This window comes from Halosimplex halobium (genome assembly GCF_051414055.1).
In the GTDB taxonomy this organism is placed as follows: Archaea; Halobacteriota; Halobacteria; order Halobacteriales; family Haloarculaceae; genus Halosimplex; species Halosimplex halobium.
Genome location: NZ_JBLKNX010000009.1, coordinates 129,714 through 141,388 on the forward strand (window position 1 = coordinate 129,714; position 11,675 = coordinate 141,388).

An 11,675-nucleotide genomic window follows, 5' to 3' on the forward strand; every position below is an offset into this window, starting at 1 on the left:
GTCGAGCCGCCGGGTCCCTGTCATATATAAATGTTCACGGTCCGGAATGAATCGTGTTTCGACACACTAATACCGCGAGCGTCGAACAACATCGATCATGTCCGAACCGGCCCGACTCCGTGACAGTACGGAGATCCTCCTGCCAGCGGACGCCATCGAGGGGGTCCGCGAGGACCTCGAACGGCAGTTCACCGTCACTATCCGACGGGAGGAGTGCCGGGTGCGGATCATCGGCAGTCCGGTCGAGATCAAAAGCGCCAGCGACTTCCTCGCGCGCAACGGGATCTCCGTCGCCTGACGGCGACACCGGAAGCAGAACAGCGGTCGGTCCTCGACGATATCGGATTCTCGCCGGAACTACGCCGACCCGCGAGCGGACGGCCCCGAGCGGATCGCCTCGGCGAGCAGCGGTCGCATCAGCCCGACGAGGGGGGCGCGTTCGTCGTCGGTCCAGACGGCGCTGTGGCGGTCGACGCCCGGGAGGTCGGTCTCCAGGTCGGAGCTGACGATCAGTTCGCGGCCGTCGGCCATGAGGATCGAGCTGATCTCGCCGGCGCGGATGGGGTAGTCCTCCCACCAGGTCCAGGTCTCGACGACGGCGGCGTCGGGCGCGGCGTCGGCGACGGCCGCGCGGATCTCGGGGCTCGGCGAGCCGACGGTGACGTCGACGCCGCGGTCGGTCGCCTCGGCCAGCGCCGCGCGGACCTCCCCGGTGAGCAGGCTCTCGACGGCGACGACGACGAGCAGTTCCTCGCCGGCGTCGTCGGCCAGCGCGGCCAGCCGATCGCTGACGGCGTCGTCGCCCTCGACGACCCAGACGCCGGCCCGCTCCTCGCGGGGTTCGGGCGACTGGAGCCGCGGGAGCAGCCCCTCCAGGCGGTCGAGCCGTTCGCCGTACTCGCGGCGGATGGTCTCGACGGCGTCGCGCGGTTCGGGGGCGCGAAAGCGGCGCGGCTGGGCGTCCTGTACGTCGGCGAGTCCGCGCTCGGCCAGCGACTCGACGCTGTCGTAGACCCGGGGGCGGGGCACGTCGGCCACCTCCGCGATCTCGCGGGCGGTGCCGTGGCCGATCCGGGTCAGCGCGACGAAACACTTCGCCTCGTAGCTCGTCAGCCCGAACGTCTCCAGCAGCGACGCGGTCTCGGCGACCAGGTCGTCTTCGTCGGGACCGACGGCGGACTCGTCGTTGGACATGCGGGTTCTCTCAGAGGACATTGCGCGGTCGAGGGTATAACGGTGGTCGTTCGCGACGCCGCGCTGTGAGCCATCTCTCGGTCGGCGGACGGTCAGGATATCGAGCGGCGTCGGATCGGGCGCCTGTCGGCACGGTCGTCACCTCAGGCGACCTGGTCGTCGGCGTCGAGCAGTTCCGTGTAGCGGTCGCGGATAGTCACCGCCGACACGTCGGCGGCGTCGGCGACCTCGTGTTGGGTCACCTCGACGTTGGTGAGCCGGCCGGCCGCGTAGATGGCCGCCGCGGCGAGGCCGACCGGGTTCTTCCCGGAGTGGACCGCCTCGCGCTTGCCGGCCTCCAGCAGCTCGACCGCCCGCTGTTTGGTCTCCTCGGGCAGGTCCAGGTCCGAGACCAGCCGCGGGACGTACTGCTCGGGGTCGGTCGGCTCCATCGCGAGTTCGAGCTCGCGGGCGATGTATCTGTACGCGCGCGCGAACTCCTTGCGGTCGACGCGACTGACGGTCGCCAGCTCGTCGAGCGTGCGCGGGACGCCCGCCTGGCGGGCGCCGGCGTACAGCGACCCGGTGGCCATCGCCTCGATGGACCGGCCGGGGATGAGCTCCTCGTCGAGCGCCCGCCGGTAGATGACGCTCGCCGTCTCGCGGGCGTCCTTCGGGATGCCCAGCGCGCTCGCCATGCGGTCGATCTCGCCGAGCGCCTGTTTGAGATTGCGGTCCTGGGCGCTCTGGGAGCGGAACCGCTCGTCCCAGGTGCGCAGCCGGGACATCTGCTCGCGCTTCTTCGCCGAGAGGGTCTGGCCGTGGGCGTCCTTGTTCTGCCAGTCGATGACCGACGACAGCCCCTTGTCGTGGAGCATCTCCGTCGTCGGCGAGCCGACGCGGCTCTTCTCGGCCTTGTCGCGGGCGTCGAACGACCGCCACTCGGGGCCGCGGTCGACGACGTCCTCCTCCAGCACGACGCCGCACTCCTGGCAGACCGTCTCTCCCCGTTTCTCGTCGGTGACCCCCGACGCGCCGCACTCCGGGCACTCGTCGCGCTCGCGCTCCGACTCGGTCTCCGGGTCGGTCTCCTCGTCCGTGCGTTCGATGGGCTGGACGTGACGGCCCGTGACTCGCTGGTTCGTGCTTGTCATTGTGTTTCCGGACCGACGGTGTGTCGCCGCCGACCCGTGGTTCGCATCCGATCCTTCGTGCTACTAACGTAAATAGTTACTGCTGCGTTGTTACTGTAGTAGTTACAGAATGGAGCGGGTTGCTCTCCGGTGATCTCGGGCGACCGCCGGGAGCGGAGTCGGGTCCGGATCCGGAGGGGTGCGTGACACTGGACTGACGTTGTGGGGGCGTGGGCTTGGGTACCGTACCCAACATGTGTCGGTCCCGCACGCGTCGTCCGGGAAAAGCAATTCTTAAACCCGCCCCGCCGGTTTCGTCGTGTATGGCTGGAACTATCGAAGTGCTCGTCCCGGGCGGGCAGGCCGACCCTGGCCCGCCGCTGGGGCCGGAGCTGGGCCCGACGCCCGTCGACGTGCAGGCAGTCGTCCAGGAGATCAACGACCAGACCGCGGCCTTCGACGGCACCGAGGTCCCCGTCACCGTCGAGTACGACGACGACGGGAGCTTCGAGATCGAGGTCGGCGTCCCGCCGACGGCCGAGCTCATCAAGGACGAGGCCGGCTTCGAGACGGGCAGCGGCGAACCCCAGGAGACGTTCGTCGCCGACCTCTCGGTCGACCAGATCAAGCAGATCGCCGAGCAGAAACACCCCGACCTGCTCGCCTACGACCTGAAGAACGCCGCGAAGGAGGTCGTCGGCACCTGCACCTCGCTGGGCGTCACCATCGAGGGCAACGACCCCCGCGAGTTCAAGGAGCGCATCGACGAGGGCGAGTACGACGACGTATTTGCCGAGGAAGCGACGGCGTAAGCCGTCGCAACGAGGCGAAGGCTCGTCAGAGCGTCTCTGACGGTGTGTTTGCGGACGAAGCGGCTGCGTAGGCGGCTTCGTGACCGCGCTTCGGTTTCTCCCACGACTCTCCACTCGCTGACCGCGTCGACGACTGCGAGGAGTCCCGCGTCTCGGCTCGTCGACCGCCGAGTGCCAAGGCGTGACGCTACGGAGCGGGTTCGACGACTTTAAGTGTCGCATCGGCGTTCGCCGAGATGAGACAGGCTTCGCCTGTTTCACTGACCCGTAGGAGCCGCTGGCGCACTACGGAGGTGAACAATGGCAGATCAGGAAATAGAGAACGCAGTTTCTCGCGCACTCGAGGACGCCCCGCCCCGGAACTTCCGGGAGACGGTCGACCTCGCGATCAACTTGCGCGACATCGACCTAGACGACCCGTCGAACCGCGTCGACCAGGACGTGGTCCTCCCGTCCGGCACCGGACAGGAGACCCAGATCGTCGTGTTCGCGGAGGGCGAGACAGCCCTGCGCGCCGAGGACGTCGCCGAAGAGGTCCTCGACAGCGACGATCTCGCCGACCTGGGCGACAACGACAACGAGGCCAAGGACCTGGCCGACGAGACCGACTTCTTCCTCGCGGAGGAGTCGCTGATGCAGGACATCGGCCGCTACCTGGGGACCGTGCTCGGTCCGCGGGGGAAGATGCCCGACCCCATCGCGCCGGACGACGACGTGGTGGAGATGGTCGAGCGGCTGAAAAACTCCGTCACCATCCGGAGCGGCGACCGGCGCACCTTCCACACCCGCGTCGGCGCGGAGGACATGGACGCCGAGGACATCGGCGACAACATCGACGTCATCCTCCGTCGCCTGCACGCAGACCTCGAGAAGGGTCCGCTCAACATCGACTCCATCTACGTGAAGACGACGATGGGGCCGGCAGTGGAGGTCGCCTGATATGAGCGCCGAACGCAAGACCGAGACCATCCCGCAGTGGAAGCAGGAGGAGGTCGCCGACGTCGTCGAGATGATCGAGTCCTACGACAGCGTCGGCATCGTCGACATCACCGGCATCCCATCCCGACAGCTCCAGGAGATGCGCCGGGACCTGTACGGGACGGCCGAACTGCGCGTCTCGCGCAACACGCTCATCGAGCGCGCGCTCGAGGAGGTCGACGAGGGTCTCGAGGACCTGACCGACTACGTGTCGGGTCAGGTCGGCCTCATCGGCACCAACGACAACCCCTTCGGGCTCTACCAGCAGCTGGAGGCCTCGAAGACGCCGGCGCCGATCAACGCCGGCGAGGTCGCCCCCAACGACATCGTCATCCCGGAGGGCGACACGGGCGTCGACCCCGGGCCGTTCGTCGGCGACCTCCAGCAGGTCGGCGCGGACGCCCGCATCCAGGACGGGTCGATCCAGGTGCTCTCGGACTCCACAGTACTGGACGCGGGCGAGGAGGTCTCGGACGACCTCGCCAACGTCCTCAGCGAGCTCGGCATCGAGCCCAAGGAGGTCGGGCTGGACCTGCGCGCCGTCCACGCCGACGGCGTGCTCTTCGAGCCCGAGGAGCTCGAACTGGACGTCGAGGAGTACCGGGCCGACATCGAGGCGGCGGCCGCCCGCGGTCGCAACCTCGCCGTCAACGCCAGCTACCCGACGACCCAGACCGCCCCGACCCTGCTCCAGAAGGCTCGCGGCGACGCCAAGAGCCTCGCCCTGCAGGGCGCCATCGAGAGCCCCGGGGTCATGGACGACCTCGTCTCGAAGGCCGACGGGCAGGTCCGGGCGCTCGCGGCGCAGGTCGACGACCCCGAGGCTCTCCCGGAGGAGCTCCAGGACGTCGACCAGCCCGCGGCTGACGCACAGGCAGACGACCAGACCGAAACCGACGACGACGCCGACGAGTCCGACGACGAGGAAGCCGAGGCCGAGGAGGCCGACGACGATGACGACGACGACGAGGACGTCGGCGACGCCATGGGAGCCATGTTTTAACAATGGAATACGTTTACGCAGCACTCATCCTGAACGAGACCGGCGAAGAGATCAACGAAGCAAACCTGACCGACGTACTCGAGGCCGCGGGCGTCGACGTGGAGGAGTCCCGCGTCAAGGCGCTCGTCGCGGCGCTCGAAGACGTCGACATCGACGACGCCGTCGAGCAGGCCGCCGCAGTCCCCGCCGCGACCGGTGGGACCGCGGGCGGCGCCGGCGGCGACGACGAGTCCGCCGACGAGGGCGGCGACGACGACGACGACGACGAGGAAGCCGACGCCGACGAGGGCGGCGACGACGACGACGAGGACGAGGAGGCCAGCGGCGAGGGCCTCGGCGAGCTGTTCGGCTGATCCCGGCCACACCTTCCTTCGATTTATTCGCCCGGCCAGCCGCGGCGCTCGCAGTCGTGTCGACGGAGAACGGGTTCCAGCGGGACCGACGGCGACCGCTCAGGGGCGGCGCCGGCCGACGACGGCGACGCCGAGACAGCCGACCGCGAGCGCCGCGTAGGCGGCCGTCCGCGCGGGGTCGGTCGCGGTGGCGCCGACGAAGTCCAGCGGCGTGACGGCCTGGAGCGGGCCGAGGTACCACGCCAGCAGGTAGACGGTGTCGAACGCGCGAGCGGTCCCGAGCCAGGCGCCGGCGGCGAGCGCGAACGCGGGTGCGGCCGCGAGTCCGGCGAGCAGGGCGGCGAACGCGGCGGCGTCGCTGGCGAGACCGACCCGGGCGGCGTAGCCGGCGACAGCGAGGAGGCCGACGGCGACGCCGCCGAGCCAGACGGCGATAGTCTGGCCCGCCGGTCGAGGTGCGGTGAACACGAGCGCCTCGGTGCGGTGGCGCCGTTCGCGGACGCCGAGGCCGGACCACACCGAGAGCGGGAGCAGCAGGGCCAGCGGGGCGACCAGCCCCCGGGCAGTGTCGAGCGGCGCGACGACCTGGGCGACGAGCGCGACGACGAGGGCGAGGTACCACAGCTTGCGGTGCCCCCGGAGGGCGAGGCGGAGTTCCGCGAGGGTGACGCGCGGGTCGAGGAGCCGGGGCGTCGCCGGGTCGACCCGGTCGAGTCGGTCGAGCGCCGTCCCTGCGGAGTCGTCGGTGGTGGCGGAGTCGTCGGTGGTGGTGGAGCCCCCGGTAGTGGAGTCGTCGGCGCTGGCCGGCCGAGCGGCGGTATCGTCCCCGGATTCGGCGGGGGAGTCGCCTCGGGCGGAAGCGAGCGGGTTCGGGAGTCGGGCCGCCAGTCCGGCGTCGGCGCGCAGGCGGTCGAACGCGACCGTCGCGACCCCGAGGGCCAGGGCGGCCGCGACCAGGATCGGCAGTCGGGACCCGAGTTCGGCGACCCCCCAGTCCATGCCGTGGTAGGTGAACGTCGTCGCCCGCTCGGGGGGCGCGATCCGGAAGGTGAGCCGTTCGAGGCCGGATACGTCGGCGGGGAGGTCCGCCAGCATGCTGTCGCGGACGACGACGATCCCCAGGAAGTCGAAGACCGGCACCGGCAGGAGGGAGGCGACGGACATCGCCGTCATCACGCCGAAGACGTAGACCGCCGTGCCGAGCGTCCGGGCGAGCGGCGCGACCGCCTCGAAACAGACGGCGACAGCGGCGACGAGCGCCATCGTCGGCAGGGTGATCAGCGCGAACGGGGCGACCAGATCCCAGAGGGCGAGGGGGCCGACACCGTGGAGGAGGAATCCGGCGACGGTCGCGAGCGCGAGGGCAGCGGTGACGGCAGCGAGGACGGCGAAATAGCCGAGCCAGCGGCCGAGGAGGTAGGTCGCATCGCCGACCGGCGAGGTGGTGACCAGCGGGGCGATCCCCTCGGCGCGGTCGCGCGTGATCGGGCCGCGGACCAGCGCGAAGCCGCCGAAGACCAGCAGCGTCGTCGCGACGACGGCCGCGAAAGCGCCGAACCACGCGGCGGTCGGCCGGCCGGTGTAGCCGCCGCCGACGAACAGCCGCACGTCGCCGGCCGTGAGGATCTGTGCGAGGTACGCGACGAGCAGCGCCACGGCGAGATACTTCGGCGAGCGCGACCGCTGGCGGAGGTCCGACCGGGCGATCGCGAGGACGGTGTCGAGCCGGGAGCCGTCGGTCGGGACCCGCGCGTCCGCGCCGACGGCGGGGCGACTCGACCCCGACTCGGCGCTACGCTCGCTCACGGTCGCTCACCCCCGCCCGAGTCGTTCCCCTCCAGCAGCGCGAGGTAGGCGTCTTCGAGCGTCGGGTCGACGGGCGCGGCATCGTCGGTCGGCGGGTCGTCGGCGACGGCGCGGACGTGTCGGCCGTCACTGCGGCGGGCCGTGTTGGTGACGAGGTGGTCCGGAGCCAGGGGCGCGTCGTCGCCGACCACGCACTCCCAGACTCGGCCCTCGACGGTCCCGATCAGCGTCTCTGGGTCGGTGTGGGTCCGGAGACGGCCGTCGACGAGGACGGCCACCTCGCTCGCGGTCGCCTCCACGTCGGAGACGATGTGCGTCGAGAGGACGACTACGCGGTCGCGCGCGAGTTCGGCGAGGACAGCCCGGCAGCGCGCCCGCTCGGTCGGGTCGAGGCCGACCGTGGGCTCGTCGACGACGAGCACGTCCGGGTCCGAGAGGAGGGCCTGGGCGATGCCCACCCGTTGGACCATCCCGCCGGAGAAGGTGTCGAGCCGACGGTCGGCGGCGTCGGCGAGGTTCACCACCGCCAGCAGGTCCGCCGCGCGCTCGCGGGCGGTCGCGCGGTCGAGCCCCCGGAGCGCCCCGAGGTACTCGAGGAACTCTCTGGCGGTCAGGTCGGGGTAGACGCCGAACTCCTGGGGGAGATAGCCCAGGCGCGAGCGGACAGCAGTCGGGTCCTCGCTCACGTCGACCCCGTCGACGGTAACCGTGCCCTCGGTGGGTGCCGTGAACGTCGTCAGGATCCCCAGCAGCGTCGACTTGCCTGCGCCGTTGGGCCCGAGCAGGCCCACGACCCCGGAGTCGAGGTCGAGGGTCACGTCCCGGAGCGCCCACTCGTCGCCGTAGCGCTTGCCGACGCCGTCGATTCGGACGCGGGGACCGTCGCCCGATCCGGACGGTCGGTCGGCGTCGGCGGTCGATCGGTTCGCACGGCCCAGGTCGCTCCGGAAGATGGCGTCGCCGGCCCGTCGTTCGGTCGAGCGGTCGCCGCTCGCCGATCCGCCGGTCGCCGGTCCGTCGGCGGTCGACCGGTCGGTCGCCGGTTCGTCGGTCGTCGACTCGTCCGTGGGTCCGTCACGCGTGGAGGGCGTCATCGCTGGTTCGAGCGACGACACCCACGCAAAAGGGCCCCGGTCCAGGGGTGCCCGGCGGGAAACTCGCCGAAACGAATAAGTATCAGTTCGTCAACTGGCGGGTTCGACCCGGGACAGTCTCGCCGGGTCCGCAGCGGCGTGCGCTCGGGCGGCGGCCAGGCGACGGTTCGGACGGTGACCGAACCACTAAACCCGTGGGGCGCGACTCGGCGAACGGATGGCGTTCCGGCGATTTCTCAGGGGGACGGTCCCCTGGCCGACGCTCGAGGGGGCGGTCCGAGAGGTGATGGACCGCTACGACCTGGAGGCGGCCAGAGTCGTCTTCCTCGACGCGGACAACTGGCTGTCGACCCCCTGCGTCGTCAACGACGAGCTGTTCGTCAAGGTCGTCACCGAGCAGAACTCGCTGGTCCACGCGCTGCTGACGGCGGGACGCAACCTCGGGGCCTTCTCCTCGGGGACGGAGGGCTTCTTCGAGCGGTTCGACGCGCCCATCGAGATGGCCGAGCACGAGCTGGAGGCCAACGAGCGGATGCGCGAGATCGGAGTCAGCGCGCCCGAGCCGAAGGAGGCCTTCGAGTACGACGACGTGGCCGTCATGGTCCTCGAGTACCTCCCCGACTTCCGGTCGCTGGACGAGCTGCCGCCCGACGAGGTACGGGGCCACGCCGTCGAGCTGTTCGAGGCGCTGGAGCGGATGCACGACAACAACCTCGCCCACGGCGACCTCCAGCGGGAGAACGTCCTCGTCTCCGGGGGCGAACTCTACTTCATCGACGCGACGAAGGTCCGCGAGGGCGCGATCGAGGACGCCCGCGCCTACGACACCGCTTGCGCGCTGGGCGCGCTGGAGCCGCTGGTCGGCGCCCGCGACGCCGTCGCCGCCGCGCTCGAGGTCCACGACACCGACGAGCTCATGGCCGCCCGCGAGTTCCTCGACTTCGTCAACATCCGCCCCGAACACGACTTCGACGGCGCCGCCGTCAAGGGCGAGATCGAGAAGCACGCCGCGTGAGCGCGGGCGCTACGGATCCGACTCCCGCGCGCTCGCGGTCAGGTAGATGCCGCCGAGGACGACCGCGCCGCCCGTCACGGTCCAGCGGCCCGGCACCTCCGCGAGCAGGAGGAGCGCGAGTACGGTGCTCCCGACGGGTTCGCCCAGCAGCGAGACGCTGACGACCGACGACTCGACGTGTTCGAGCGCCCAGTTGATCACCGTGTGGCCGAAGATGCCGGGACCGACGGCCATCCCGAGAAAGAGGAGCCACTCGTGAGCGGCGTACCCCCCGAGCGGGTCGCCTTGCGCGACGACGATACCCCCGAGGACGGCCGCGCAGACCGCGTAGACGACGGTGACGTACGGGACGAGCGCGACCCGGGCGCGCAGCGAGCGCCCCGCCAGCACGTAGACGGCCATCATCACCGCACCCAGCAGTGCGAGGCCGTTGCCCGCCAGCGGGTGCGGGCCGACCGCGGTCCCCGCGAGGAACTCGCCGACGGACATGACTCCCGCGCCTGCGACCGCCAGCACGATCCCGCCGACCTTCGGGAGCGTCAGGCGTTCGTCGAGCAGGGCGGCCGCGCCCAGGGCCACGAAGAGGGGCTGGGCCTGTACGAGCGTCACCGAGGCGGCGACGCTCGTCCACTCGACCGACTGGAACCACGCCGCGAAGTGGACCGCCAGCGCGACCCCCGTTGCCCCCGCCGCCAGCGCGTCGCCCCGGCCCAGCGACCGCAGTGTCTCGCCGTACCGCGAGGCGGCCAGCGGCGCCAGCAGCCCGACCGTGAACAGGACCCGGTAGAACGCCGCCACCGTCGGCGGCGCCGAACTCCAGCGGATCAGGATGGCGCTGGTCGACACCGCGAGGATGGCCACGACCAGCGCCGCCGCCGGCGACACGCGCCCCTCCAGCCGCCGCGACAGCGTCTCACCGGCCATTGGCGACCCTTTCGGGAGCGATCCCTTTCGTCTTGCGGTGGGGGAGTGAGGGGATCGGGCCGCAGTGATCCGGTCTGCGGTGCGGTCGGCGCGCGCTGTCGAGCGTGCCCGTCTCCTGGGGGGCGCCCGAAACAGCCGCGCGCGGTCTGCGGGCGACCCCCGGGTCGCCCGCATGGTCCGAGGGACCGGCGGTCCCTCGCTGTCTTCGGGAGTCTGCGACCGAAGGCTCGTCGGAGCGTGCTCCGACGGTGGATTCGCGACTCGCGTGTCGCGAATCGGCTGGGGAGGGTCGTGGCCGTCTGCGCTGCTGTGCGGGCAGTGCTGTGTGGGATGTTTGCGGTGCCGTGCGGTCCCTGGTGTCCGCGCGAACGTGTGAGCGCGGGCTCGGGAGAGCGTGCTCTCCCGGTGGACTGAACGGGCGAGGCGCGCTCGCGCGCAGTTCAGTCGCCTGAGCGGGCAACGTATCCGCGCGGGCGGCGCCGAGAGCGCGGATATCCCGCCTGGTTCGGGAGAGCGTCGCTCTCCCGTCACTGTCTGGGGAGCTGTGCGCTCGCCCGATCCCGGAGGTCTTCGATTTCCGGTGACAGCGACCGCGAGCGGGCCGAGAGCTTTCGTCGCCTGTTGTCTCCTGCAGTCGAGTCAACTCGGAGAGGGCATTCCGGGGACTTTCAGCAGTCGGTGAACCGACGACCCACCCGACGAGCCCCCTCAAGACCGATAGCGGGCGTCGTCGGAGCGGAGAACGGCGCCGGTCGGGCGAGCCAGCCCGACGCCGAGGCCGATCACGACGCCGGTCAGGTGGCCGACGACGCCCACCTGCGCGGCCCCGGCGACGAGCGCCAGCAGGCCGAAGACGGCCTGGCCGGCGATGACGGCGCCGAAGAGGACCCACAGCGGGGTGAACTCGCCGTGCCAGCCGCCCGTCGCGACCCGGTAGCGGACGCTGTCGACGACGACGAGCGCGGTCATCGCGAGGACGACCCCACTGGCGCCGAGCGTCCCGGCCACGCGACCCGACGCGCCGAGCGCGACGTACCACGCGACCTGCGCGCCCGTCGTCGCCAGCCCGGACACCGCGGCGAGCGCGAGAAACCGGCGGCGGCCCAGGCGACGTTCGACGACGCCGCCGAACAGGAGCAACTGGACGATACTCGAGACGAGGTGGCGCGGGTCCGTCGGCAGGTGCGCCAGCGGCGCGAGCAGCCACCCGACAGAGGGCTGGGGCGTCGCGATGAACAGCGTGACGAACGTCGCGTAGCCGAACCGCTCCCAGACGTACCACTCGGCGGCGAAGACGAGAACGAAGAGAGCGCAGAGAGAGACGGTCGCCGGCACGGTCCGCAGCCAGCGGAGGCCCCGCGACAGCGCGGAGGCCTCGTCCATC

General features: G+C 71.1%; 12 protein-coding genes. 6 read left to right on the forward strand and 6 right to left on the reverse strand.

Annotated elements, in window-relative coordinates:
• The first annotated feature begins 97 nt into the window (after positions 1-97).
• Positions 98-298: a VNG_1110C family protein gene (locus ACMGFG_RS11030; RefSeq protein ID WP_135364059.1), complete on the forward strand. Its 201-nt coding sequence runs from the start codon at positions 98-100 to the stop codon at positions 296-298.
• A gap of 59 nt (positions 299-357) precedes the next feature.
• On the opposite strand, the gene ACMGFG_RS11035 is transcribed toward ACMGFG_RS11030, so the two are convergent.
• Complete coding sequence (locus ACMGFG_RS11035) at positions 358-1,194, reverse strand: TrmB family transcriptional regulator (RefSeq protein WP_436930386.1); 837 nt, start codon at positions 1,192-1,194, stop codon at positions 358-360.
• A gap of 143 nt (positions 1,195-1,337) precedes the next feature.
• The gene (locus ACMGFG_RS11040) at positions 1,338-2,327 is read right to left on the reverse strand and encodes a transcription initiation factor IIB (RefSeq protein ID WP_436930387.1); all 990 of its coding nucleotides are present in this window, start codon (positions 2,325-2,327) and stop codon (positions 1,338-1,340) included.
• 302 nt (positions 2,328-2,629) lie between these two features.
• Between ACMGFG_RS11040 and ACMGFG_RS11045 the strand changes: the two genes are divergently transcribed.
• From ACMGFG_RS11045 to rpl12p, 4 genes are all read left to right on the forward strand, one after another.
• Positions 2,630-3,118, forward strand: coding sequence for a 50S ribosomal protein L11 (locus tag ACMGFG_RS11045; RefSeq protein ID WP_436930388.1), 489 nt, complete (start codon positions 2,630-2,632; stop codon positions 3,116-3,118).
• A gap of 300 nt (positions 3,119-3,418) precedes the next feature.
• Positions 3,419-4,057, forward strand: coding sequence for a 50S ribosomal protein L1 (locus ACMGFG_RS11050; RefSeq protein WP_135364068.1), 639 nt, complete (start codon positions 3,419-3,421; stop codon positions 4,055-4,057).
• Position 4,058: 1 nt separating this feature from the next.
• Positions 4,059-5,099 carry a 50S ribosomal protein L10 gene (locus tag ACMGFG_RS11055; protein ID WP_436930389.1) on the forward strand — a complete coding sequence of 347 codons (1,041 nt, stop codon included), beginning with the start codon at positions 4,059-4,061 and terminating at the stop codon, positions 5,097-5,099.
• 2 nt (positions 5,100-5,101) lie between these two features.
• The gene (rpl12p, locus tag ACMGFG_RS11060) at positions 5,102-5,452 is read left to right on the forward strand and encodes a 50S ribosomal protein P1 (RefSeq protein ID WP_436930390.1); all 351 of its coding nucleotides are present in this window, start codon (positions 5,102-5,104) and stop codon (positions 5,450-5,452) included.
• A gap of 99 nt (positions 5,453-5,551) precedes the next feature.
• On the opposite strand, the gene ACMGFG_RS11065 is transcribed toward rpl12p, so the two are convergent.
• Positions 5,552-7,258 carry an ABC transporter permease gene (locus ACMGFG_RS11065; protein ID WP_436930391.1) on the reverse strand — a complete coding sequence of 569 codons (1,707 nt, stop codon included), beginning with the start codon at positions 7,256-7,258 and terminating at the stop codon, positions 5,552-5,554.
• Positions 7,255-8,352, reverse strand: a complete 1,098-nt coding sequence (locus tag ACMGFG_RS11070; RefSeq protein ID WP_436930392.1) for an ABC transporter ATP-binding protein — start codon at positions 8,350-8,352, stop codon at positions 7,255-7,257. The genes ACMGFG_RS11065 and ACMGFG_RS11070 overlap by 4 nt, the downstream gene beginning before the upstream one ends.
• 217 nt (positions 8,353-8,569) lie before the next feature.
• Here ACMGFG_RS11070 and ACMGFG_RS11075 point away from each other — a divergent pair, with 217 nt between their 5' ends.
• Positions 8,570-9,367, forward strand: coding sequence for an RIO1 family regulatory kinase/ATPase domain-containing protein (locus ACMGFG_RS11075; protein WP_436930393.1), 798 nt, complete (start codon positions 8,570-8,572; stop codon positions 9,365-9,367).
• A gap of 9 nt (positions 9,368-9,376) precedes the next feature.
• Here ACMGFG_RS11075 and ACMGFG_RS11080 read toward each other — a convergent pair whose 3' ends face one another.
• A complete protein-coding gene (locus tag ACMGFG_RS11080) occupies positions 9,377-10,291 on the reverse strand; it encodes a DMT family transporter (RefSeq protein ID WP_436930394.1) in 915 nt (304 codons plus the stop codon).
• A 708-nt stretch (positions 10,292-10,999) separates the two neighbouring features.
• The gene (locus ACMGFG_RS11085; protein WP_436930395.1) at positions 11,000-11,674 is read right to left on the reverse strand and encodes a rhomboid family intramembrane serine protease; all 675 of its coding nucleotides are present in this window, start codon (positions 11,672-11,674) and stop codon (positions 11,000-11,002) included.
• Between the last annotated feature and the right edge of the window lies 1 nt (position 11,675).

Coding starts and splice junctions, on each gene's coding strand:
- ACMGFG_RS11085 (WP_436930395.1), bottom strand. CDS start 11,674: ATGGACGAGGCCTCCGCGCTGTCGCGGGGCCTCCGCTGGCTGCGGACC.
- rpl12p (WP_436930390.1), top strand. CDS start 5,102: ATGGAATACGTTTACGCAGCACTCATCCTGAACGAGACCGGCGAAGAG.
- ACMGFG_RS11045 (WP_436930388.1), top strand. CDS start 2,630: ATGGCTGGAACTATCGAAGTGCTCGTCCCGGGCGGGCAGGCCGACCCT.
- ACMGFG_RS11040 (WP_436930387.1), bottom strand. CDS start 2,327: ATGACAAGCACGAACCAGCGAGTCACGGGCCGTCACGTCCAGCCCATC.
- ACMGFG_RS11075 (WP_436930393.1), top strand. CDS start 8,570: ATGGCGTTCCGGCGATTTCTCAGGGGGACGGTCCCCTGGCCGACGCTC.
- ACMGFG_RS11035 (WP_436930386.1), bottom strand. CDS start 1,194: ATGTCCAACGACGAGTCCGCCGTCGGTCCCGACGAAGACGACCTGGTC.
- ACMGFG_RS11050 (WP_135364068.1), top strand. CDS start 3,419: ATGGCAGATCAGGAAATAGAGAACGCAGTTTCTCGCGCACTCGAGGAC.
- ACMGFG_RS11030 (WP_135364059.1), top strand. CDS start 98: ATGTCCGAACCGGCCCGACTCCGTGACAGTACGGAGATCCTCCTGCCA.
- ACMGFG_RS11080 (WP_436930394.1), bottom strand. CDS start 10,291: ATGGCCGGTGAGACGCTGTCGCGGCGGCTGGAGGGGCGCGTGTCGCCG.
- ACMGFG_RS11055 (WP_436930389.1), top strand. CDS start 4,059: ATGAGCGCCGAACGCAAGACCGAGACCATCCCGCAGTGGAAGCAGGAG.
- ACMGFG_RS11070 (WP_436930392.1), bottom strand. CDS start 8,352: ATGACGCCCTCCACGCGTGACGGACCCACGGACGAGTCGACGACCGAC.